General features: G+C 53.6%; 25 protein-coding genes. 15 read left to right on the forward strand and 10 right to left on the reverse strand.

The window, feature by feature from the left end; genetic code table 11:
• Nucleotides 1–101: 101 nt before the first annotated feature.
• Nucleotides 102–215, forward strand: coding sequence for a cytochrome b6-f complex subunit V (gene petG, locus KV190_RS09600; protein WP_181496367.1), 114 nt, complete (start codon nt 102–104; stop codon nt 213–215).
• 39 nt (nt 216–254) lie between these two features.
• Nucleotides 255–1604: a ribosome biogenesis GTPase Der gene (gene der / locus KV190_RS09605; RefSeq protein ID WP_460193074.1), complete on the forward strand. Its 1350-nt coding sequence runs from the start codon at nt 255–257 to the stop codon at nt 1602–1604.
• On the opposite strand, the gene KV190_RS09610 is transcribed toward der, so the two are convergent.
• From KV190_RS09610 to KV190_RS09620, 3 genes are read right to left on the reverse strand one after another with little or no spacing between them, the layout of a single operon-like run.
• The gene (locus tag KV190_RS09610; protein WP_460193075.1) at nt 1601–2806 is read right to left on the reverse strand and encodes an ABC transporter substrate-binding protein; all 1206 of its coding nucleotides are present in this window, start codon (nt 2804–2806) and stop codon (nt 1601–1603) included. The genes der and KV190_RS09610 overlap by 4 nt on opposite strands.
• Entirely contained in the window at nt 2807–3325 is a 519-nt protein-coding gene (gene ilvN, locus KV190_RS09615; RefSeq protein WP_149817577.1) for an acetolactate synthase small subunit, read from the reverse strand.
• Between the two features lie 49 nt (nt 3326–3374).
• Nucleotides 3375–4019, reverse strand: coding sequence for a J domain-containing protein (locus KV190_RS09620; protein ID WP_460193077.1), 645 nt, complete (start codon nt 4017–4019; stop codon nt 3375–3377).
• 69 nt (nt 4020–4088) lie between these two features.
• On the opposite strand from KV190_RS09620, the gene KV190_RS09625 reads away from it, so the two are divergent.
• Genes KV190_RS09625 through KV190_RS09635 form a run of 3 tightly spaced genes read left to right on the forward strand, consistent with a single transcriptional unit; the run spans nt 4089 to nt 5786 of the window.
• Nucleotides 4089–4643 carry a shikimate kinase gene (locus KV190_RS09625; protein WP_460193079.1) on the forward strand — a complete coding sequence of 185 codons (555 nt, stop codon included), beginning with the start codon at nt 4089–4091 and terminating at the stop codon, nt 4641–4643.
• Nucleotides 4637–5194 (forward strand): DUF4126 domain-containing protein, encoded by a 558-nt coding sequence (locus KV190_RS09630; RefSeq protein ID WP_460193080.1) that lies wholly within the window; start codon nt 4637–4639, stop codon nt 5192–5194. The genes KV190_RS09625 and KV190_RS09630 overlap by 7 nt, the downstream gene beginning before the upstream one ends.
• A gap of 43 nt (nt 5195–5237) precedes the next feature.
• The gene (locus KV190_RS09635; protein WP_460193082.1) at nt 5238–5786 is read left to right on the forward strand and encodes a pentapeptide repeat-containing protein; all 549 of its coding nucleotides are present in this window, start codon (nt 5238–5240) and stop codon (nt 5784–5786) included.
• On the opposite strand, the gene msrA is transcribed toward KV190_RS09635, so the two are convergent.
• The 5 genes from msrA to KV190_RS09660 all read right to left on the reverse strand — a co-directional run bounded on the left by msrA (nt 5783) and on the right by KV190_RS09660 (nt 10097).
• Nucleotides 5783–6442 carry a peptide-methionine (S)-S-oxide reductase MsrA gene (gene msrA, locus KV190_RS09640; protein ID WP_460193083.1) on the reverse strand — a complete coding sequence of 220 codons (660 nt, stop codon included), beginning with the start codon at nt 6440–6442 and terminating at the stop codon, nt 5783–5785. The two genes, KV190_RS09635 and msrA, sit on opposite strands and share 4 nt — an antisense overlap.
• A gap of 80 nt (nt 6443–6522) precedes the next feature.
• Nucleotides 6523–7092, reverse strand: coding sequence for a DUF4340 domain-containing protein (locus KV190_RS09645; RefSeq protein WP_460193084.1), 570 nt, complete (start codon nt 7090–7092; stop codon nt 6523–6525).
• Nucleotides 7093–7129: 37 nt separating this feature from the next.
• Nucleotides 7130–9100, reverse strand: a complete 1971-nt coding sequence (acs, locus tag KV190_RS09650) for an acetate--CoA ligase (protein WP_460193085.1) — start codon at nt 9098–9100, stop codon at nt 7130–7132.
• 60 nt (nt 9101–9160) lie between these two features.
• Nucleotides 9161–9637, reverse strand: a complete 477-nt coding sequence (locus tag KV190_RS09655; RefSeq protein WP_460193086.1) for a DUF2214 family protein — start codon at nt 9635–9637, stop codon at nt 9161–9163.
• Between the two features lie 106 nt (nt 9638–9743).
• Nucleotides 9744–10097, reverse strand: coding sequence for a hypothetical protein (locus tag KV190_RS09660; protein WP_250682057.1), 354 nt, complete (start codon nt 10095–10097; stop codon nt 9744–9746).
• Between the two features lie 273 nt (nt 10098–10370).
• Here KV190_RS09660 and KV190_RS09665 point away from each other — a divergent pair, with 273 nt between their 5' ends.
• From KV190_RS09665 to KV190_RS09705, 9 genes are all read left to right on the forward strand, one after another.
• Nucleotides 10371–11723 carry an ABC transporter ATP-binding protein gene (locus tag KV190_RS09665; protein WP_149817559.1) on the forward strand — a complete coding sequence of 451 codons (1353 nt, stop codon included), beginning with the start codon at nt 10371–10373 and terminating at the stop codon, nt 11721–11723.
• A gap of 171 nt (nt 11724–11894) precedes the next feature.
• Complete coding sequence (locus tag KV190_RS09670) at nt 11895–13172, forward strand: RNA-guided endonuclease InsQ/TnpB family protein (RefSeq protein WP_460193088.1); 1278 nt, start codon at nt 11895–11897, stop codon at nt 13170–13172.
• Between the two features lie 19 nt (nt 13173–13191).
• Complete coding sequence (locus tag KV190_RS09675; RefSeq protein ID WP_460193089.1) at nt 13192–13533, forward strand: Uma2 family endonuclease; 342 nt, start codon at nt 13192–13194, stop codon at nt 13531–13533.
• Between the two features lie 11 nt (nt 13534–13544).
• Nucleotides 13545–14210 (forward strand): potassium channel family protein, encoded by a 666-nt coding sequence (locus KV190_RS09680; protein WP_460193091.1) that lies wholly within the window; start codon nt 13545–13547, stop codon nt 14208–14210.
• An 11-nt stretch (nt 14211–14221) separates the two neighbouring features.
• Entirely contained in the window at nt 14222–15904 is a 1683-nt protein-coding gene (locus tag KV190_RS09685) for a DUF3685 domain-containing protein (protein ID WP_460193092.1), read from the forward strand.
• Between the two features lie 274 nt (nt 15905–16178).
• Complete coding sequence (locus tag KV190_RS09690; protein ID WP_460193093.1) at nt 16179–18020, forward strand: iron uptake porin; 1842 nt, start codon at nt 16179–16181, stop codon at nt 18018–18020.
• An 89-nt stretch (nt 18021–18109) separates the two neighbouring features.
• Nucleotides 18110–19345 carry a S41 family peptidase gene (locus tag KV190_RS09695; RefSeq protein WP_460193094.1) on the forward strand — a complete coding sequence of 412 codons (1236 nt, stop codon included), beginning with the start codon at nt 18110–18112 and terminating at the stop codon, nt 19343–19345.
• On the forward strand, nt 19335–19976 hold the full coding sequence (purN, locus tag KV190_RS09700) for a phosphoribosylglycinamide formyltransferase (protein WP_460193096.1): 642 nt from the start codon (nt 19335–19337) through the stop codon (nt 19974–19976). Before KV190_RS09695 ends, purN begins: the two co-directional genes overlap by 11 nt.
• 162 nt (nt 19977–20138) lie before the next feature.
• On the forward strand, nt 20139–20738 hold the full coding sequence (locus KV190_RS09705) for a hypothetical protein (RefSeq protein WP_460193097.1): 600 nt from the start codon (nt 20139–20141) through the stop codon (nt 20736–20738).
• Nucleotides 20739–20772: 34 nt separating this feature from the next.
• Here the strand turns inward: KV190_RS09705 and KV190_RS09710 are convergent, their stop codons facing one another.
• Entirely contained in the window at nt 20773–21948 is a 1176-nt protein-coding gene (locus KV190_RS09710; RefSeq protein WP_460193098.1) for an aminotransferase class V-fold PLP-dependent enzyme, read from the reverse strand.
• An 84-nt stretch (nt 21949–22032) separates the two neighbouring features.
• Here KV190_RS09710 and KV190_RS09715 point away from each other — a divergent pair, with 84 nt between their 5' ends.
• Entirely contained in the window at nt 22033–22695 is a 663-nt protein-coding gene (locus KV190_RS09715; protein ID WP_460193100.1) for a hypothetical protein, read from the forward strand.
• Nucleotides 22696–22736: 41 nt separating this feature from the next.
• Here the strand turns inward: KV190_RS09715 and ruvX are convergent, their stop codons facing one another.
• Complete coding sequence (gene ruvX, locus KV190_RS09720) at nt 22737–23192, reverse strand: Holliday junction resolvase RuvX (protein WP_149819291.1); 456 nt, start codon at nt 23190–23192, stop codon at nt 22737–22739.
• Between the last annotated feature and the right edge of the window lie 84 nt (nt 23193–23276).

Here is a 23276-nt window from a genome sequence, read left to right on the forward strand (position 1 = left end):
ATCTGCGGGGGAGAGAGGGAAATTCAACAGGGGTCGAAGCCAATACAGGCCTTAACAAATAGTGTATCGTGAGGAATGGAGTTCATGTGTAGAGTTAGACCATGATTGAACCTTTGTTGTGTGGCATTGTTCTTGGCTTGATTCCGGTCACCTTGGCGGGTCTTTTCTTTGCGGCTTACCAGCAGTACAAGCGGGGCAGCCAATTTGAACTCTAGTTCTTGACCAGAACTTTATTTTTGCGAACGTCACTCCATATGGCCTTACCCATTGTTGCTGTTGTGGGTCGCCCCAATGTGGGCAAGTCAACACTGGTGAATCGTCTTGCCGGGGAACGGGATGCCATTGTCCACGATGAACCCGGTGTCACTCGCGATCGCACCTACCGACCGGCCTTTTGGCAAGATCGGGAGTTTCTGGTCGTGGATACCGGGGGCTTGGTCTTTGATGATGACAGTGACTTCTTGCCCTTAATTCGCCAGCAGGCAGAACTTGCCCTTCAAGAAGCAACGGCAGCGATCTTTGTGGTGGATGGTCAAGCAGGGCCGACAGCGCTCGACTATGACATTGCTGCGTGGTTGCGCCAGCTTCCCGTACCGGTTTTAGTGGCGGTGAATAAATGCGAGTCCCGCCAAATGGGTCAGGTACAGGCGGCGGAGTTTTGGTCACTGGGCTTAGGAGAACCCTACCCAATTTCCAGTATCCACGGCAGCGGTACGGGGGAGTTGCTGGATCAGTTGATTACCTATTTGCCGGCAGGGGAAACGTTGCCTGAGGCACCGGAGATTCAGGTGGCCATTGCCGGGCGTCCCAATGTCGGTAAATCGAGTTTGCTCAATGCCTTGATTGGGAGCGATCGCGCCATTGTCAGTCCGATTTCCGGAACCACCCGCGATGCCATTGATACCGTGATTGAACACGATGGCACCCAGTACCGCTTCATTGATACCGCTGGCATTCGCAAACGGGGTCATGTGGCCTATGGGCCTGAGATGTTTAGCGTCCATCGTGCCTTTAAGGCGATTCACCGCTCCGATGTCGTGCTGTTGGTGTTGGATGCCCTCGAAGAAATTACCGAACAGGATCAGCGCTTGGCGGGGCACATTGCCGATCAGGGGCGTGCCTGTGTCCTCATTGTGAACAAGTGGGATGCCGTTCCCGAAAAGGATACCTATACGATTAATACCTATCGGGATCGCCTGTATCAGCGGCTGAATTTCCTTGACTGGGCAGATGCCCTTTTTGTCAGTGCCCATACCGGTCAACGCCTCGACAAAATTTTTGCGGCAGTGGATGCGGCGGTTGAACAACATCGGCGGCGGGTCAGTACAGCCGTGGTGAATGAAGTGATTCAAGAAGCCCTACGCTGGCATACGCCCCCCGCGACTCGCCAAGGCCGCCAAGGCAAAATCTACTACGCCACCCAAGTCGCCACCCAGCCGCCAACATTTGCCATTTTTGTCAACGATGCCAAACTCTTCAAGGACAACTATCGCCGCTACATTGAAGGGCAAATTCGCCAACAACTGGGATTTCGAGGCACCCCAATTCGTCTCCTTTGGCGCAGTAAGAAACCCCGTGAAGCTGCTGAGTTGGTTGCCCGTTAGGGTTGTCGTTCAACTTTTTTCACCAAGCTAAACTTCCCACTTTGGCCATCGTCACTCATCTCAATCTGGCCAACGTAAAAGAAGCGTTGCAGCACTTCGCCCTCAGGGGTAAAGCGAATTTCCCCAAGGGGGGTTTCATAAACTCCCTTGAGAATCTCTTGGTTCAAGGCCTGACGCAAATCGGCAAGGGGCAATTCCGACAAGTTCTTTTCTTGAGACAGTCGTGCCAAGGAGTCCGCAAAGACTTGAACTGCTGTAAACGCTTGAGCACTGAACTGAGAGGGGGCTTGACGATATTTGGCCTCAAAGGCGTCGCGAAACTTGACATTCATGGGATCGGGGTTTTCCGGATTGTAGGCCTGCGCCACCAGCACGCCATTGCAGAAGCGACGACAAACGGGAAAGAGGTTGACGGTATTGACGCCATTCCCGCCCAAAATTAGGCCTTGGTAGCCCAATTCCCGCAGTTGACGAATGAGATTACCGCCATCTGCCGCCAAACCAGAAATGACGATTAGATCAGGTTTGAGATTCAGGGTGGCATTGATTTGGGCTTGGAAGTTGGTATCCGTGGTTTGGGTTTGTTGAACGGTCACTAGTTCAAGCTTGGGATTCTCGCGAATGGCTTTTTGAAAAATCTCAGTTTCTGAGCGACTAAAGGCGTCATCTTGGGCAAAAAAGACCGCCACTCGGCGAATGTTGGGATTAATCTCAAGGGCTGCTTGAATCGCCGTGGGCGCCACCACATCCACCCCTGCGGAGACGCGACTAATGAAGGCACCGATTTCGGGGATGCCACGGGCGGTGTTGGAAGGAGCCACTACGGGGACGCCGGCTTGCTCGGCAATGGGATCGGCACTAAAAGCCTGCTGCGAGAGGGTAGGCCCGACAATGCCAATCACGCGATCGCGATTGATCAAGGTTTGAAAAACATTCACTGCCCCTGCTTCATCACTGCCCGTATCCTGAATCACCAGCCGTAGGGTCTGCCCCTTGATCTGGCCGGCTTGGTTGAACAATTCCCCGGCGACTTGCACCCCCTGTAGGGCCTCTTGGCCGTAGAGAGCGGCATTACCGGTTTGAGCGAGGGCAACCCCAAGGGGCAACGAATGATTGTTTGTCGAAGGGGACTCCGTTGCGGTACAGCTACTGAGGGCGATCGCCCCTAGTGCCAGCAAGAACCAGCGATACTTCCCCGCCAATTAGACCCGTGCCTCCAAGGACTTCAGGTATTCCGTATTCACCCCGGACTCGCGCACAAGGGCTATTTTTCCGGTGCGGGCAATTTCGCGAATGCCAAATTTATTCAGCATTTGGACAATGGCCACCATCTTGCCGGGGTCACCCGACACCTCAATAGTCAGGGAATCATCGGACACATCCACCACCTTGGCGCGGAAGATTTGTACCAGTTCCAAGATTTCAGAGCGGGTGCTGGCGGTGGCATTCACCTTCAGGAGCATCAGTTCCCGTTCCACACAGGGAATCGTGGTAATATCCTGCACCTTGAGGACATTGATCAGCTTGTAGAGTTGTTTGGTTAATTGCTCGATGATGGCATCGTCGCCGGGCACCACCATCGTAATGCGGGAGATGCCAATTTGCTCCGCAGGGCCTACCGCTAAGCTTTCGATATTAAAGCCACGCCGCGCAAATAAACCGGCAATGCGAGTGAGCACACCCGCCTCATCTTCCACCAAAACCGATAGGGTATGTTTCATAACTGATGCTGAATTTTGCTGCCATGCTGGGATGCTGATTCTTTCCAGTTTAGCGGACAAGCCGACACTCTGCGAAGAGGCGATGGGCAATGCGAAAGAGTTCTTGCCCCGTATGCAGATAGCGATCGTCGTAACTGTGGCTAAATTGCTCTAGCTCATCGAGACCATCCACCAGTTGATTCAAACAGTAATAGAGGTGGGCTGCCACCTTGGCCACGGCAGCGGGGTTGGGTTGGGCTTGGAACGTATAGCGGGCACGGGTGAGAGCGCGACGACAGTCCTGCAAATAGGTGAGGAAGTGATCCATGAGGTCATCATCAAAGGGATCAGCCGCAAGGGCGTCAATCTGGCGGGGGAGCGATCGCAAGACCGCCTCAATAATCCGACTCACGGGGTTATAGGTGAAGGCCAGCCATTGCTCTAGCTCGCGATCGGCCGCTTGGGAACGCTGCACATCAGGCTTAGCGGTTTTTGGGTGGACACGGTGCTGGGCATCATAGGCCTGCCGACACTGCTCATCCCCCAAGATTTCATAGGCGGCGTTAATGGCGGCCATTCGCTCATGGCTGGAGCGATCGCTAGGATGGTAGTCGGGGTGATATTGCTTGACTAAGCGCCGATAGGCGGCCTTAATCTCGGCTTGGGTGGCCGTTACTGCCACCTGTAGTGTCACGTAGGGGTTGGGCTGGGACATGGGAATGGTGAGAAGACCTCCATATTTAGGTTAAAGTGCTGATTTGGCGGTGTCGAGAAATGGTTATCTATGGAACTGCAAGAACGCCTTGGGGGAGTCAATATCTATCTTGTGGGCATGATGGGTGCCGGTAAAACCACCACGGGTCGGATACTGGCTCAACGCTTGGGCTACGGGTTTGTGGATACAGATGCAGTGATTACGGAGTTTCGCCAACGACCGATTCGCGAGATCTTTGCCCAAGAGGGGGAGCCTGCCTTTCGGGAGTTGGAACAACAGGTGTTAGCACAAGTCTCTAGTTACCATCATTTGGTCGTGGCCACTGGTGGCGGTATTGTCCTCAACCCGATGAACTGGAGTTATTTGCGTCATGGCATTGTGGTCTGGCTTCATGTCCCCCTTGCGGTGCTCTGTCAACGCCTGCGCCAAGATCAAGAACGTCCCCTGTTGCAGGATCAGCCCCTTGAGGAACGCTTGAGTGAACTGCTGCAAGCGCGTCAATACCTCTATGCTCAGGCAGATTTAGAGCTAAGAATTACGGCGGACGATACCCCGGAGACGGTGTGCGATCGCCTGTGGGAAACCCTCCCCAATATCTTGAAACCCATAGAGCCATCATGCTAGAAGTTCTAGCGATTCTTTCAGCAGCAGCGGCCGGCGGGCTACGACTGGCACTTCCCCTCCTGTTGATTGGTCTATTACAAGGAGAACAACTCTGGTCACAGGTGCCTTTACTGCGCCATTTCTCCCCCTATGGAGTGGTTGGTGTTTTAGCCGCTTGGTCGTTTCTTGAGATTTTCTTGGCGGGCAATGTCTGGGGCTACCGCTTGATTATCCTTGTGCAACTGTGCTTTAGCCCCCTTGTGGGTGCCCTCCTTGGCATGACCGTGGCAACAGCAACAGATACACCCCAGTGGCTCATTGGTACCCTGAGTGGTCTTTTTGCCTTTGTGTTGCAATTGGTGCAGGTGGGTTGGTTTTATCGGCTGGGGAAGTTACCCCGCTGGGTGATTGTCGGGCAGGATATCCTGTGTATGTTGTTAATTTTATTTGCTCTGAGGGCACCCAAGCAGGGCGGGTTGATTGCCTTACTCCTGTTGTGGTTGGCCGTTCGCAGTGCAAAGGATTGGCAACAGCGACATCAGCGCTCCCGCCGCCAACGTCTAAATTCTTAGGACTTGTGCTAAAGTCTCTCTAGCGTGGCAGGAGGATGTGGATGTGAACCAGCAGGCATTCATCGCAACAGCAATGATTAGTGCGGCTCTCACCAGCGGTGCTGCCTTTGCCATGCCTTCCCCTATGCAGCAACTGGTACAAACCAATGCTTGTCCCGGCTGTGATCTGCGGAATGTTGATTTACGGGGCTATAACTTGGCGGGGGCAAATTTGCGCGGTGCCAATCTTCAGGGCGCCAACCTCCAAGATACCAACCTGATGGTGGCTAATTTGGTCGGGGCAAATCTGAGTAATGCCAACCTCACCGCTGCTTATTTAGAACGAACTAACCTAGAACAGGCCAATCTCAGTGGTGCTAACCTTAGCCGTGCAATTTTGCGCCATAGTCGTGCCCGCCGTGCCAATTTCAACAACAGCAACTTAACGGGAGCCGATGTCCGCTATGGGGATTTTCGCCGCGCCAATCTCAACGGTGCCACTTTTGAGCAAGCCAATATGCAGTGGGCACGGTTAAACAATGCCACTGTCAGTCAGACCAACTTTAGCGATGCTTACCGTCCCCGTATGCCCTATCGCCTCAATCTCTACTAAGCGCTGGGGGTGGCGCTCATCAGTTCGTAGGGAACCTTTGTGCCCCCAAGGCCACAGTAGCCATTGACATTGCGGTGGAGATATTGCTGGTGGTAGGGTTCGGCAAAGTAAAATTCAGGCGCTGGCAGAATTTCAGTGGTAATCGTGCCGTAACCTGCGGCTTTTAGAGCTGCTTGGTAGCGATCGCGACTGGCCTCGGCAAGGGCTTTTTGCTCAGGGGAATAGTAGTAAATACCGGAGCGATACTGCGTCCCCACATCATTGCCTTGGCGCATGCCTTGAGTGGGGTCATGATTTTCCCAAAAGACCTTCAGCAATTCTTCATAGGTCACCTTCTGGGGGTCAAAGACCACCCGCACCACCTCGTTATGACCGGTCATGCCCGTGCACACCTCTTCATAGGTGGGATTGGGGGTATAGCCGCCAGCGTAGCCCACAGCGGTGACATAGACGCCCGGCACCTGCCAAAACTTGCGCTCAGCCCCCCAAAAACAGCCCATACCAAACATGGCTAATTCCATGCCTTCGGGATAGGGAGGGGTGAGGGGATGACCATTAGCCAAGTGAGCCTTTGGCACGGGCATGGGTTCTGCTCGGCCGGGTAAAGCGGCACTGGGGCTAGGCATTGTCAACTTTTTGAATCCGAAGAATCCCATGGCTGATGTCCACTCGAGAGTTCACTACGCTTCTCTATTCTGACGAGCTTTTGGGGAGTCGTGCCAGAAGTCACAGCGTTCTAGTTTGCTGCTTGCTGACGCTCCCATTCCTGTAGGGGGCGCTGGAGGGCATTTTTAAGATCAAGGGGCACGAGGGTCACGGTCATTTTTTCGCGGGGTTCCGCTGGCGGGTCAATTTCCGCGTAGAGCTTGAGGCCGTCAAAGGTAGTGTCCCCCAAGTGTAAACGGTGCTGCTGGCCATCTCTAAGGGTGATATCCACAGTGGCCATGGGGGGAGCAAGGCCATAATCCCCGGCACGTTCAGTCGGTACATCGAGAGAGCGATCGCGCTGACCGGTGGCCAATAAGTTTAATAAGAAAACAACCGTGCCCTCTTCTGCGGGGGTTTGCTTTTCGCGATCAATCACCCAGTTGCCTGTAGCCAACTTTTTCAGGTTTAGGCTGTAATCAGGGGCAATAATTTTCAAGGCCACAACATCCGCCTCTTGAAAGTTAAAGAGGGGTTTCTTCGTTTGTGTATCACTGCTGTTGGGCGTGGGGAGTTGTTGCTCAAATAGAAAGAGACCGCCCCCTAAAATGGCCGCCGTTGTTAAAAGAACTAGCGTTTTTGTGCGGATGCCACTTGCCATTACCTATCAATTATAAGCGTATTGATAGGGGAGACTCTCAAGCCCCTTGGCGCAACTTATCCAGCACTGAGCGATCTTCCAATGTTGAAGTATCCCCAGATACCTCTTGGCCGGCAGCAAGGGAACGCAGGAGCCGCCGCATGATTTTGCCCGATCGCGTTTTGGGCAGGGCATCGGTAAAGCGAATCTCCGCCGGCCGTGCCAAGGCACCAATTTCATTGACAACGTGTTGCTTCAATTCCTGTTGGAGGGCATCGCTGGGGGTAGCCGACCCTTCAAGAATCACAAAGGCAACGATTTCTTCCCCTTTAACCTCGTCGGGTTTACCAACAACGGCGGCTTCAGCAACAGCAGGGTGAGAGACCAATGCCGATTCAATTTCCATTGTGCCCAAGCGGTGACCGGAGACATTGATCACATCGTCAACCCGTCCCATCACCCAAAAGTAGCCATCTTCGTCCTTGCGGGCACCATCACCAGCAAAGTAAACGTATTGGCCATCACGAGGCGGAATGTGTTCCCAATAGGTGCGGCGGAAGCGATCGGGATCGCCATACACCGTGCGCATCATCCCCGGCCAAGGGTGACGAATCACCAGATAGCCACCCTCATTGACGCCGACAGGGTTACCCTCGAGATCCACGACATCAGCCAGAATCCCCGGAAAGGGCTTGGTGGCAGAGCCGGGTTTCATCGGAATCGCCCCCGGCAGTGAGGTGATCATGTGCCCCCCTGTTTCCGTTTGCCACCACGTATCCACAATCGGACAGCGCTCACCGCCAATGACACGGTAGTACCACATCCATGCTTCGGGGTTAATGGGTTCACCCACGGTTCCCAAGAGGCGCAAAGAAGAGAGGTTCCGTGCGCGGGGCAAGTGTTCGCCCATTTTAATGAAGGCACGAATAGCCGTGGGAGCTGTGTAGAAAATGGTGACCCCATACTTCTCAATCACATCCCAGAAGCAACCGGGATTGGAGGCGCGGGGTGCTCCTTCATACATGAGGGTGGTTGCCCCATTGGACAGCGGCCCATAGACAATGTAGCTGTGACCGGTAATCCAGCCAACATCAGCGGTACACCAATAGACATCGGTATCTTGGAGGTCAAAGACCCATTGAGTGGTGATGTGGGTATAGAGGTTGTAACCCGCTGTGGTGTGGACAACGCCCTTGGGTTTGCCGGTGGAGCCAGAGGTGTAGAGAATAAAGAGTAAATCTTCGCTGTCCATGGGTTCGGCAGGACAGTCAGCGCTGACCCCCTTTTGCAGATCATGCCACCAGTGATCGCGACCGGGCACCATGGTTACTGGCTGCTGCGTGCGCTGCACCACCAAGACATTTTCAACGCTGGGAACTGCCTGATTGGCTAGGGCTTTATCTACTTGATCCTTGAGGGGCACAATGGCATCTTTGCGCCAGCCACCATCCGCCGTAACCACCAGCTTGGCTTGGGCATCAATGAGGCGATCGCGCAGGGCTTCGGCACTAAACCCCCCAAAGACCACTGAGTGGGGGGCGCCAATCCGCGCACAGGCCAACATGGCAATGGCTGCCTCGGGAATCATCGGCATATAGATACCGACGCGATCGCCCTTTTTCACCCCCAGTTGTTTGAGGACATTGGCAAATTGGCAGACTTCGCGGTGCAGTTGGGCATAGGTAAGCGTGCGGCTATCACCGGGTTCTCCTTCCCAGATCAAGGCCGCTTTATTCTTGCGCCAAGTCTTGAGGTGGCGATCCAAGCAGTTGTAAGTGATGTTGATTTTGCCATTGACAAACCACTTAGCATTGGGGGGCTGCCAATCCAGCACCTGATCCCAAGGTTGAAACCACTCTAATTCCTGTTGTGCCAATTCGCCCCAAAAGGCAGCGGGATCGGCTTTGGCCTTTTCGTAGAGGGCATTGTAGGCCTCAAGGGAATTGATCCGCGCCTTGGCCACAAAATCAGCGGGGGGATAAAAAAGGCGGTTTTCCTGAAGAATGGATTCAATCGTGGGATGACTCATCCGTTTTATCCGTGGCAGCAAGATCTATCATAGGGGCGATCGCTCCCCTGCTGAAGAGTGTTACCGTTGAATCCAATCCAAACCAATCCCCCGCGCCATCATCGCTGCCAAAAAGGGAATGGCGCTGAGAAAGGCTAATTCAGCCCGAATCACCCAAGTCAAACGCTGCACGGTCGGTAACTCGAGGGTGGGCGCTTTCTCTTCCCGCAGCGGTTTAATCCACAGTAGAAAAGAGATCGTTGGATACAGCGACAATAGCCCCACCAAAATAAACAAGCCCACCTTGAGGTGAAAGACGGGGTTGGCCAAATAATATTCAGTGCCTTTGCCAAAATAGAGAACCCGCAAAATGCCCGTGACAAGAACGGTCACCGCCGCAATGCCATAGAGGGCATCGGTAATCACCAATCGCCAAGCCTGTTTAAGGTCTAAGTCCTTGCGTAGGGTGAGGTGCTCCACCACAAGGGCAGCAAAAGCCACCATAAAGCTGAGGTAATGCAGATAGGCGATCGCGGCACTGCTCCAAAGGGCGTTCATCCGATAGTGTTCCTTGGCGAGTGAGAGACTTTGCAAAAAGGGCTGTATTGATCCTAGGGGGCAGCCTTGGGATGTGCAAGTGCCAACCCCCACAGGTCTTTAGGCTTTAGCCACGGCGTAGATCTTTGGCCATGGAGCGAAAGAGGTCTAAGCTGGGATCACTGCGGCGACGTTCCTGTTCTTCTACTGGAGGTGTCACCACATCACTGACACTGGGTTCGGGTTTACCTTTGTTTTCTGCCTCTGGATTCACCTTTTCGATGGAGGAAACCAACTCCACCACTTCGACTTCTTCTTTGGCACCGCCGGTCGCAGGGAACGTTTTTTTCACGACCTTGGCGGTACGCATGTACTCAATGTTGCCGTAGGTCTTGGCTTCATCGGGATCGAGAAAAAAGTCTTTGCTGGGTTGGGCGTCAGCTTGCTTGCCCCGACGGAAAAGGCCATCAAAGAGTCCCATAGCGGAATTGTTACCTTTTGTGAAGAAACCGCTGATCAGTTTACAATAAAATCTCAAGGGGGGCTATCCAAAATTCCGCAAATGAGTGGCGATCGCCCAGTTTAGTGGCACAAGCTGTTCCACTTATCTAGATATTGCAAGAAAAGGGCTGTAAACCTGCTCACCACCTAAAGGGCAGGAAACATGGCCTTGGTCAATTTTCGTCCCCTAGGCTCCCCAAGACCTGAATCCTCATGGTAGGTTAACGGTGGAAATGCCACAGGATGCAGGACCATGCACGCCAAAACCAAAGGGGAATCGCTCGTCCGCTTACTGGATGTGGGTAAGGCCTACCGTCAGCCCAACGGTCAGGTCATCAGCATTATGGAAAATATTAACCTTGAATTGCGCACCGGGGAAATTGTTGCGCTCCTAGGGCCATCGGGATCCGGTAAGTCAACCCTGATGCGCATTATTACGGGTTTGGTTGCGCCTACGTCTGGGCAGGTCTTGTACCGTGAGCAACCAATGCAGGGCTTGAATCCGGGGGCTGCGATTGTCTTTCAAAGTTCGGCGCTCTATCCGTGGCTAACAGTTTTGGAAAATGTGGAATTGGGGCTAAAGGCTCTAGGAGAAGGCCCGCGATCGCGCCGCCGCAAAGCACTGCGGATGATTGACATTATTGGCTTAGATGGCTTTGAAAACGCCTACCCCAAGGAATTGTCGGGGGGGATGCGGCAGCGGGTGGGATTTGCCCGTGCCTTGGCGGTGGAACCGGAACTCCTGTGTATGGATGAACCATTTTCCGCCTTGGATGTGCTGACAGCAGAGAACCTGCGCTTTGAACTTCTCGATCTGTGGCTTGAGCACAAAATCCCCACCCAGAGTATTTTGATTGTCACCCACCACATTGAAGAGGCGGTCATTCTCGCCGATCGCATTATTGTTTTAGGGAGCAACCCCGGTCGCGTCCGTGCTGATTTTCCAGTGACGTTGCCCCACTATCGCGATCGCAAGAACCCTGAATTTCAAGCCACCGTGGATCGCATTTATAAAATTCTCACCAATCCCCATGTGGATGAATTGGAGCAACTGGAACCCAAGCCAGCTACCCTGCCCACGAGTCAAGAACCGCGTTATCCGCTGCTACCCCATGTGCGCATTGGCTCGATCGCCGGTCTATTGGAACTCCTAGAACACCGCAAAGAAGACCTCTACCGCATTGCCCAAGAGCTGCAACTGGAGCTAGATGATATTCTGCCCATTGTCGAAGCCGCCCAGATGATGGAACTGGTGGAACTCAAGGAGGGAGACATCAGCGTGACCCCCATTGGCAATGCCTTTATTCAGGGGGACATTGACCAGCGTAAGCTGATTATTCGTCAACAACTCCTCAAGCATATCCGCCTTGTGCAGCAAATCCACACTTTCCTGATGGCCAAGCAAAACCACCGCATTCCCGAAAGTTTGGTGCTGGATATTTTAGAGCGGCACTTTACGCCGCAGGAGGCCGATCGCCAGCTCAATACCGCCATTGACTGGGGACGCTATGCCGAACTCTTTAGCTATGATGAACCAGCCAAGGAAATTTTCCTTGAAGTCAGTGAACCGGAAGAGCCACTGCCCCTTGAAACAACTGCCGTTTGAGAGTCTTCTACCAAAATTCGCCGCAGTGCTCTGCCTATACCGCAAAGCGGTTAGGTGGTGGTGTAGGCCGTAGGCCGTGCGAAGCGGCGGCAGTCACTCAATCTCAGATTGTTGCTGGATAGATTGAGCTAGCACCGAAAATCGGGCGCGATTAATAGCTATCATCCACTCATGATCACCCTGACGTACGAGTACAAACTCAAACTAACCCAGCAGCAGGCCAAGCAGATCGACCACGATCTAGAAGTGTGCCGCAGGGTCTGGAATTACGCGCTGAGGGAACGCAAAGACTGGATTGCTTCGCGCAAGTGTCCAGTCAATGCCTGCTCTGTGCATAGCGAGTACATCATCTCAGCGGATGCCCCCTATCCCAGCTTCAACGTGCAGTGCCAACGATTGACTCAAGCAAGGCAGACCAACCCTGATTTAGTGTCGGTTAACGCCCAAGCATTGCAGCAAGTCTTGAAGCGACTAGATCAAGCGTTTGAGCGGCGGCAGAAGTTGGGAGCCGGGTTCCCACGGTTCAAAAAGCCGGGTCAGATGCGGTCATACGTTTTCCCCCAGCTCGGCAAGCAACCATTGGCACCCGGACGAGTCAAGTTACCGAGTCTGGGCTGGGTGGCTATTCGTCAGTCTCGGCCTTACCCAGAGGGGTTTACCGCTAAGCAAGCGAGGGTGCTCAAACGCGCCTCTGGTTATTACCTGCTGCTGACGTTTCAGGCTGATATTGCCATCCCAGAGCCGCCATTGGGGGGTCACGTGGTTGGCGTCGATGTTGGCTTGGAATACTTTCTCTCCACCTCGGATGGGCTTCAACTCGCACGACCCAAGTTTTTCGTAGAGATGCAACGCAAGCTTCAATTGCTGCAACGCAGACTCAAGCGAAAAAAAGTTGGGTCAGCCAACTGGAAGAAGATTCAACGGAAGGTGGCGAAGCTGCATGAACAGATTGCCCGCACTTGCAGGGACTTTCACTTCAAGGTTGCCCACCAGCTTTGCGATTCCGCTGACGTGATTGTGGTTGAGGATTTGAATCTGATTGGCCTCAGTCGTGGGACTCTGGGCAAGCACATGCTGGATGCGGGTCATGGGCAATTCCTGAACGCGGTGTTGCCTTGGGTGGCCTTGAAGCGTGGCAAGGCGGTTGTCAAGGAGAAAGCAGCGGGCACCTCTCAAGAGTGTCCCAACTGTGGCGAAGCAGTCCGCAAAGCCTTGGTCACCCGTTGGCATGAGTGTCCCTGCGGGTGTTCAATGCCTAGGGATATTGCTGCTGCATTCGTGTTGCGGAATCGATTCATTGGCGGTGGGGCGCACCGTCTTGAAAACGCCCCTGGAGAGGTTCTGGCGGGGATGACTTTCGGGTCATCTAGTCAAGACTCTGTGAACGGGGAATCTCCTGCTATACGCGTTGGCGTAAGCCTGCCGTCAGGCATAGCGTTAGCGGGATGAGCGTCAATATCCTGATGTCATGGTGACGCCGAAGCCGGTGCCCTTGGTAGAGGGACGCAACGATGTGGTGATGCAGCCGATCTTCATTGCTGAGGTTTTATCGCCTTCGACAGAGGCTCGCGATCGCGGAACCAAATTTTTCGACTATCGCCAGATTCCGACCCTGCAAGAATATCTCCTGATTAGCCAAGATCGCCCCTGTGTTGAACAATATTTGCGGCAGGCTGAATATCAATGGCTGCTCACGATTTGGCAAGATATTACGCAGGAACTAACGCTGCCCTCGTTACAGACTTCCGTAAAACTCAGTGATCTCTATGCGGACGTTGAGTTAGGTGAGTCTCAAAACAGAATCCCTTGACCCCTTGTGCCATGCCTTACCCACCGCACCGCATTTTGCTGGAAAACAAGTACACCCAATTGCTAGTGGCACAAATTTTGCTGCTGCTAGTTCCCACAATGGTTCATGATGCCGTACCTGCAATCCTAACCTTTATTATTCTGGTTTCAGTGGTGGTTGCCCTGACACTGCGCACGTTTGACGTTCAACTGCATCACGTGGGCTGGTTTATTATTGCAACGTTTCTTGTGGGTTTTTTGGAATTTATCCTTGTGCTCTTTGAGATTGACTACCAACGGCTTTCGCTATTCATTAATGGCTTTCATCTAATTATTAGCGTCATCGCTGTTGTTTTGATTTTGGGGCGCATCTTTAGTAGCAATATGATTACGGGCGACTCCATTCGTGGCGGAATTTGTGTGTACTTTTTGGTGGGGTATTCTTTTTTCTTTGTTTACAGAATTATCTCAAGCTATATTCCGGACAGCTTTTCGCGACCAGAGCACCTCGATAATTTATTCAGTCTGCTGTATTTTAGCTTTACAACCCTCACCAGTGTTGGCTATGGCGATATTACGCCCACCAGTCCGCTCGCAATGGCGATCGCCAATCTTGAGGCCATTTTTGGTCAAATGTATTCAGCAATTGTCATGGCGCGGCTTGTCAGTCAATATCTGAATAGTCCCAACCCCAACTAAGTCTTGCGCAAATGTCGATGTCCCCTATCACTGCTGATGCCTCCCCCAACTTTGGTCTCATCATTGTCGAGGGAGAGGATGTGGTGCGCCTTGGCCTTTGGACAGGAATTCAGCAGCAGTTGGGGATTGAGCCGCTAGTCTTTCACGATGGCCACGGTCTGATCACCTATCTGGAAAACACGCCCCTCGATCAGGAACGCACGCCTTGGATTGTTCTCTGTGATGCCCAACTCACGGTGAATGATGCCACCACCCCTTGGCTGTGGCAGTGGTTGAAGCAGCACTATCCAGCCCTGCGGATAATTCTCACTGTCCGACCCGCTGCCCTTGAATTAGTCTCCCTAGCCCAACAGGCGGGTGTCGAAGGCATTTACCATCGCAATACGGCGCTGAGTGATCTTTTGGCAGGAATTCTAGCCATTGCCCAAGGGGAAATTGTTCACACCGTTACACCCCCAAAGCCCCCCTTGAGTGTGCTGTTTCCCAATCGGTGGGATCGTTGGCGGTATCAGGTTCTGCAGCAGGGATTGGGGGAAATGGATGCGTGGTTGCAGGCCTTGGATCAGTACTTGGGGCGATCGCGCCTCTCTGCCCTCGAACGGCTCGTGTGTGAAGGTCGCCATCGGGAAATTCGCGCCGCCCGCTGGTTGGTCTCCCGTTTCTTGCCACAGCCAACTCAAGCCCCTCCTACGCCGGTGGTGGCTCCCGTGCGTCCGCAGATTGAAATCATTTCGCAACTGGTGGATCGCTGCTTGCAACGGATGCAGTCGGATCTCTTGAACCTCACTGCGAGGCCTTTGGAGTTAGAGGTGCTCACCCTACAGCAGCGGCGGGAACTGCTTTATACTATCCTGCGGCAGTGGGATCTCCTCGTGCGCACCTTACAAGTGACACCGCCCAGTATTGAATTTCTGCACCAGCGGGGTAGCTCCCTACTGCAAGACCTGTGGGAACAGAGCCTGCGGGAGTTTTTTCGTCCCTATCGCTTTGCCCTCGGCAGTGACACCGACCTCATTGAGCAATTGCTCACAGACAGGGAAACCGTGGCCAGCGTCTATCTGAAGCCAATCCCCTTCGTGGCGGAGATGCTGGCTCATTTACTGGTGCAACAGCCCCTTACTCTCCATCAACAGACCTATCGCTACGGCACAGCTGCCGCCTTGGAGATCCTCGATGCTCTCCTTGATCACTGGTTACTCACTGTCGCCAATGGCATTGTCTATCCGCTGCTGAATCGGTGTTGCTATAGCGAAGTGATTCAACAGACATTTTTTCAGCCGCAATACACCTCGACGCGGGAGATGGAACGCTTTCGCAACGCCCTCTCTTGGCATTACCGCTGGCAACGTTGGGTCAAGGAACCGCAAAACATCTTTGAAAGTCGTTTGGTTTTACTGCGGCTCACGGAGCGAGGGATTCAGGAACTGGCGCTGACCGTCCCCCGTCAAAAGGAACTGATGCAACTCGAGGGGATTCCCTACGCTCTGACCTTGGCTCTTGAGGCTCGCGATGCTTTAGCCCCCCCAGTACGTGCAGTGGTGGCTTGGGTCGGCAAGGGAGTGGTGTATCTGCTGACGCAGGTGATTGGTCGCGGTTTGGGACTGATTGGCCGCGGCATTTTGCAGGGGATTGGGCAGTCTGTTGGCAGTGGCTGGAGTCGCTCTGAAGCCCAAAAAACCTCATCCAAACCTTGAGCCAGCTATTCTTAAACGGCTCCTAACCTTGAGATAACCTTAAGCCAACGAACACGGTGTTAGAATCTGACTGGTAAGCGACTATCTCTGTCCTTTGGGGGATAGTTTCTATGAGATGTGCTAAAGCCTCTGTAAGAAAGTCTGATGGTTCAGCTTGCTGGCAGATGAATAACTTTAGCAATCATCTCAGTAGGATCAATAATTGAAGGAGAATTCTGTCTTAGGGACTCGTTCTTTAGGACAAGTTCATTGAGGAGTGAAGGAGTAAGACGTTATGTCCCGCATTTTTCCAGGCTTGGTTTTGACCTCGCCTGTTTTATTGTTAGGTGTGCTGGCAGGTGCAGCGACAGCAGCCGATACCTCTTTGACCAATTTCAGTGCCACTCAGTTCCAAACCCCTACTACTGGGGCTGAATCCCTCACCACACTGCCCACCAGCACGACCCTTGTTGCCCAAAATCGCCGCAGCAACCTATCTGTCCCCTCAGTGGCCGAACTGGAAGCGGGGGGTGTTGCCACGACATCAAGCATGGGTCAAGTGACCTCGGTTAGCCAACTGTCAGACGTACGCCCCACGGACTGGGCCTATCAAGCTTTGGCCTCTCTCGTTGAGAAATACGGCTGTATCGCGGGTTATCCCGATGGCACCTTCCGTGGCAATCGTGCTGCTACTCGTTATGAAATGGCAGCCGCTTTGAATGCCTGCCTCGATGTGATTAGCGATCGCTTTGCCACCAAGGAAGACCTTGAAACCCTGCGCCGCCTAATGCAGGAATTTGCCAATGAACTCGCCGTCATCAAAGGCCGCGTCACCAACCTTGAAGGCCGCGTTGCCAACCTCGAAGCCACCCAATTCGCCACCCTCACCAAACTCAACGCCACTGTCATCTTCAACGTTTCTGATATTCTGACGAACGAACGGGCGGCTCCTCCGGGTTTACGCTATGACCCAACTCTGTTGCCACCAGTTCCTAATCCACCCACAATTGACGACAATACTGTTGTAAACAGTCGGGTGCGCCTAAACTTTGATACTAGCTTCTACGGCAAAGATCGGTTACGGTTGCGGTTACAGGCAGCTAATATTACTAGCTATGCCGCATTGATGAATACCAATATGGGGCGTCTTGGCTATGATGGCTCTAGCGACAACCAGTTTGAACTACAAAAAGCGTTCTACAGCTTCCCTGTCACTAGTCGTGGTCAAATGATCCTTGACTTCAGGGGGGGTGAGTTTAATGACAACTTTAACAACTTCAACCCCTTCTTCCAGTCCAGTGACACGGGTGCCCTCTCCCGCTTTGGTCGCTTCAACCCCATCTATCGTGCAGGGAATGCTGCAAACGCTGCGGGTGTGAGCTTCAAATACGACATTCTCCAAAACAAAGAGCGCGGCACTGGCGTCACCCTCAACGTCGGTTATTTAGCACCCAATGCGAATGATCCTACTAGCAACGCGACTCCCACGCTGGGCAACACAAATGGCTTCTTCAATGGTGCCTTTGCAGCCCTAGCACAAGTAGATGTCCGCCCTACCAAAAACCTCGCTTTAGGGGTCACTTATGTCCGCTCCTTTGGCCTTGATCCCTTCGGTAGCACAGGCAGTACTGGCAACTTTTCTGCTGCAAATCCTACTCGAACCAACTTTCGGAATACGACTGCTGATTCTGTCGGTTTTCAGTTTACCTATCGCCCTATCCAGAAGTTCAATGTTGCTGGCTGGGTTGGCTATGCTAGTGTTAACTCTGTTCAAAATAATGTCAACTTTCCGACTAGGGCTGAAAAAGCAGAAGTGCTGAACTGGGCAGTTACCTTTGCTTCACCAGATTTGTGGCGTAAAGGTGATGTGCTGGGCTTGATTTTTGGGCAACCCCCTCAAGTCATTGGATTGAGTAACACATTTGATGGTGGTGCTCCGGGGCCTTTACCGCCAGTTGATCCTGGTGCTTCTTCTCGAACTGCGTTCAACTCTTATCACCTAGAGGGCTTCTACCGCTTTGCGGTGAATCGCAACATCTCGATTACACCCGGTGTGATTGCGATCTTTAATCCCAATAGCAACTCCAGCAACGACCCCATCGTAGTCGGGGCTGTGCGGACAACGTTTAGCTTCTAGTGCCCTCCCCTTTCCCCCTCCCCTTGAGGGGGATTTTTTTAGGTGGGGGCGATAGAATAGGGGCGAGGCGTTGTACATGGATTTGTCAGGTGAAACACTGGGCAATTCTTGGAGTCGGTGTTGCACTATTGGGAATGCCGCCAGCACTGGGGGGCACCAGTACGCTCAAGGATGCTCCCAAGGCCTTGGTGGATGAGGCGTGGCAAATTATCTATAGAAGCTATCTGGATCGCAGCTTCAATCGTCTCGATTGGCAGGCTATTCGTCAGGAGTTGCTCTCCCAACCCTATCGCGATCGCGAGGCCGCCTATCGGGTGATTCAGCAAACCCTTGTCCGCCTCAATGACCCTTATACCCGCTTTCTGCCACCCCAAGAGTACCGTCAACTGCTCCTGCAAACCCAAGGCCAGCAGGTGGATGTGGGTCTCACCCTCGTGGAGTCGGGGGAACTGTTTCGCATTCAGGCCATCCAAGCGGGGTCAGTGGCTGCCAAGGCGGATTTGAAAGTGGGAGATGAAATTCTAGCCATCAATGGTCGGGGGAGCGATCGCCTAACCTTGGAGCGAGCCAACCTAGCGTTACGGGGACCAGCGGGAAGTAAATTGCGCCTACTGGTGCGCCGTGAGGGCAAACCCCAACCCTTTAGTGTCGAACTCACCCGCGCCGGTGAAATTCCGCGTACAGTGAATTTTCAAGTCCTGAATCATCCTCGGGTAGGCTACATTCGCCTCAGTGGTTTTAATAGCCGCTCTCAACAACAGATGCAAGAGGCGATCGAAATCCTGCAACGAGAGAAGGTGCAAGGCTTTATTCTGGATTTGCGCCACAATCCGGGGGGACTTTTAGAAGCTGGTATTGAAATTAGCCGCCAATGGCTCGATTCTGGGGTGATCGTGCGCATTCAACAAAACCAACGGGAAGAGACGATTCGTGCCCGCCAACGCGCCTTGAGTCAGTTGCCCCTTGTGGTCTTGGTGAATCAGGCCTCCGCCAGTGCCAGTGAAATTTTAGCCGGTGCCTTGCAGGATCAGGGGCGGGCAACAGTGGTGGGGACACCCACTTTTGGTAAGGTGCGGGTTCAGGCGGTTCATGAACTGGGGGATGGCTCTGCCCTCGTGGTGACGGTGGCTCGTTATCTGACGCCAAAGGGTCGCGATATTGCCGCGGGGGGCATCACGCCCGATGTGCTGGTGACGGTCGATCCCAGTAGCGATCTGGAATTGCGCCTCAATCCCAACTTGGTGGCACGCCCCACGGATCCAATGGTGGCCAAGGCCTTAGAATTATTGAGCACTAAAATCAGTAATGCCCGTCATGTCCAGTGAGGCTCTTGTTGTCCCTGCTGCTCCAGAGATCGCCCCGGCTCCTGGTCCCCTACGATTGGGGGTGTTGGCCTCTGGCAGTGGCTCCAATTTTGCTGCTCTCGCCGAAGCGATCGCCCAAGGGGAATTGGCCGCCCAGATTCAAGTTCTGATCTACAACAATCCCGATGCCTTTGTCGCAGAGCGGGCAAAACTGTGGCAGATTCCCAGTGTCCTCCTCAACCATCGCCACTACCCTAGCCGTGAAAGCCTCGATGCCGCCATTGTCGAAACCCTCAAAGCCTATGGGGTCGAGTGGGTAGTGATGGCGGGCTGGATGCGCATTGTCACCCCTGTGCTCCTCAATGCCTACCCGCAGCGGGTAATTAACCTCCACCCCAGTTTGCTCCCCAGTTTTCGGGGCTTGCATGCCGTTGAGCAGGCCTTGGCGGCGGGTGTGAAAATTACGGGGTGTACCGTCCATCTCGTGGAAGAGGAAGTGGATAGTGGCCCAATTTTAGTCCAAGCGGCGGTACCCGTTCTCCCCGATGATACGCCCGCAACCCTCCATGCCCGCATTCAAGTCCAAGAGCATCGTATTCTCAAGCAGGCGATCGCCGACATTGCCGCGCGGCAATCACAAGCTTCCTGCTGATCCATGGCCCATAGCAAAGATCACTCGGGGCGAGGGCAGTGGCAAACTTCCACCCTCTTTTCTGATTGGCTTGGGGACTGCGTCGGCATCCTTTGCGCAGTGGGGAGCATTGATTCGGGTTAGGATCAGAGTATGTATCCGTGAGTGGTTGTCAATCCAGTAATGACGCAGGCATACACCCCTGAAGATGTGTGGCGGTTATTGGGGGAGCTATTAGAGGCTCAAAAGGAAACAGAACGCCGTTTCCAAGAAACAGAGCGCCAATTTCAGGAGACAGATCGGCGATTTCAAGAAACGGAACGCTTGCTGCGGGAAGAAGCGCGCCAACTCAATCAGCAACTGGGGAAACTGGGCAATCGCCTTGGAGAATTTGTGGAATGGCAGGTGCGTCCCGCCGTGTTGCGCTTATTTCAGAGTCGCGGAATTGCCGTCTCTCAACTTTACAGCGATGTCATTCTCCAAGATGGCAACGAGAGTTTAGAAATTGATCTGCTGGTCGTCAATACCAATGAAGCCGTCCTCGTCGAGGTAAAAACGAAACTCAGCCAAGGGGATGTGGATGAGCATTTAGAGCGGATCGCGAAATTTCGCCGTTTGGCACACCAGTATCGTGACACCCAGCTCTTGGGCGCCGTGGCAGGGATGATTGTGCCCCCTGAGGTGGCTCGCTACGCCTATCGGCAAGGTTTGTTTGTGTTGGCGCAGTCAGGAGATGGGGTGACAATTCTCAATGATGCCCAGTTCCAGCCCCGCACATGGTAGGTGACTCTCTTGGAGAATCGCTCTAATTCAATTCTCAAGCTTCCTGAGGATGATCCTGTAGCCACTGTTTGAGGGCAGCAACAAAGCGATCGCACTCCTGCGGTAGCGTAAAGTAATGCACACAGGCTCGCACCGAGGCAGGATAGAGCAATTCCCGCACCAAGATATTCTCTGCCTCAAGGTCTTGCACCAATTGGCGATGCTGACCATTGGCCAACTGAAAGGCCACCAAGCCCGACGGCGGCGGCACGGGACTCAGACAGGTCAAACTCGCCATACCCTGTAACTGTTGCCAAAGGTAATGACTCAACTCACAAATGCGTTCGTATCGCGCTTGGGCAGTCCCCCATTGATCATGCACCCGCAGGGCAGTGGTTAGCCCCGGTACCAAGGAAAAGGCGGTTGTGGCCACCTCAAAGCGACTGGCATCCTCCTTCCAGCCCGCCGGTTGGGCATCACGGGTTTGATGAATGCCGCGCCAGCCAATAAAAGTGGGTTCCAATGTGGCTAGGCGATCGCGCCGAATGTACAGCCCGCCTAGACCCGCAGGTCCACAGCACCACTTGTGTCCCGTAAAGGCATAGTAATCGACCCCCAAGGCGGGTAAATTGAGGGGCACCATGCCGACACTTTGGGCACCATCTGCCAAGACTTGGATGCCGCGACGATGGCAAAGGTCAACAATCTTCTCTAAGGGCAAAAGCTTCCCAGTATTCCACAGCAAATGACTGAGAACCACCAAGCGGGTGCGGGGATGGAGTTGGGCTTCAATGGCGGCTACCTCATCCTCACACCAGGGCCAAAAGGCCACCCGATCCACGACCACCCCCAACCGCCGCGCCAATTGCTCCGTAATCGCCACGACCCCCGGATGCTCACAGTTGGAAATTAGCAGGCGATCGCCCGCTTGCCAGTTGATACCCCAAAGAACAATGTTGCAGCCCGTCGTGACTGAATCCGTGAGGGCAAGGGTATCTGCCGTGGTTCCCAAAAGCTGTGCCAGTTCTTGCCGCAGGGTTTGCAGTTGTTGGCTCAGCCACGGAAAGACGCGATTGGCAAAAGGACCTTCCTCTTGAATGTGGCGATCGCTCTGGATGATGGCCTGCCACGTGTCTTGGTGCAGCGGCCCTTGCCCCCCATAGTTGAGGTAGGTCTTATTCAGCAGGGCAGGATAGGTGTCGTGGTAGGCGCGCAGTGTCTTTAGATTCATTCGGTTCATTAGATTAGGTATTTCAATACTTTGCGTTAGCATAGGGGAGTACCCCCATGATTGTGCGGGGCAATCAATCAAGCAATGACAAAAGCATACACCCCTGACGATGTTTGGCGATTATTAGGGGAGCTGTTAGAGGCTCAAAAGGAAACCGAACGCCGCTTCCAAGAAACCGAACGCCTCTTTCAAGAAACGGAGCGACGCTTCCAAGAAACAGAACGGCGATTTCAAGAAACGGATCGGCGATTTCAGGAGACGGATCGACGTTTCCAAGAAACGGAACGCTTGCTGCGGGAAGAAGCGCGCCAACTCAATCAGCAACTGGGGAAACTGGGCAATCGCCTTGGGGAATTTGTGGAATGGCAGGTGCGCCCCGCCGTGTTGCGCCTATTTCAGAGTCGGGGCATTGCCGTCTCTCAACTTTACAGCGATGTCATTCTCCAAGATGGCAACGAGAGTTTAGAAATTGATCTGCTGGTCGTCAATACCAATCAAGCGGTTCTCGTCGAGGTGAAAACGAAACTCAGCCAAGGGGATGTGGATGAGCATTTAGAGCGCATTGCCAAATTTCGTCGTTTGGCGCACCAGTACCGGGACACCCAGCTCTTGGGCGCCGTAGCAGGGATGATCGTGCCCCCTGAAGTGGCTCGCTATGCCTATCGGCAGGGCTTGTTTGTGTTGGCGCAGTCAGGAGACGGGGTGGCGATTCTCAATGATGCGCAGTTTCAGCCCCGCACATGGTAGCCCGTGCCCAAGAATTTGAGAACACAAATTTTGAGCCTCCGTTATAGCTGCGGATCAGCGGGTGCGAGTGTTGCTTTTGCCGCTTGAGAACGGGCATCGAGCCATTGTTGCAAAATTAGGGCAGCAGCAATTTGATCCACTAAGTCCTTGTGGTGCCGGGGCGATCGCCGCCGCTGTTTGAGAATTTCTTCCGCCTGAAATGAGGTGAGTCGCTCATCCATATATTCCACGGGCAAGTTTAAGGCCGCGCCAATTTTTTCCGCTAGATGTTGCACTTGCCGGGCTTGGGAACCCAGTTGACCATCGAGGGTGTAGGGCAAGCCTACAATTAATTTTTCCACCCCTCGCTCTTGGCAAATCTGGCGAAGCTGTGCCACATCACTGGCAAAATTCCGCCGCTGGATGGTTGTAATGCCCGTAGCCAACTGCCCCAAGCGATCGCACCCTGCCACACCAATGCGCTTGCGCCCCAGATCTAAACCTAGAACGGAAATCATCAAAGACCTCCGAGAAACCCTGCACTTTAGGGCAGAGAGAGATAGCCGTCAATAAGAAGTCTTCCCTGTTCCCTATAATAATCG

Source organism: Thermosynechococcus sp. FA-CM-4201 (assembly GCF_054689355.1).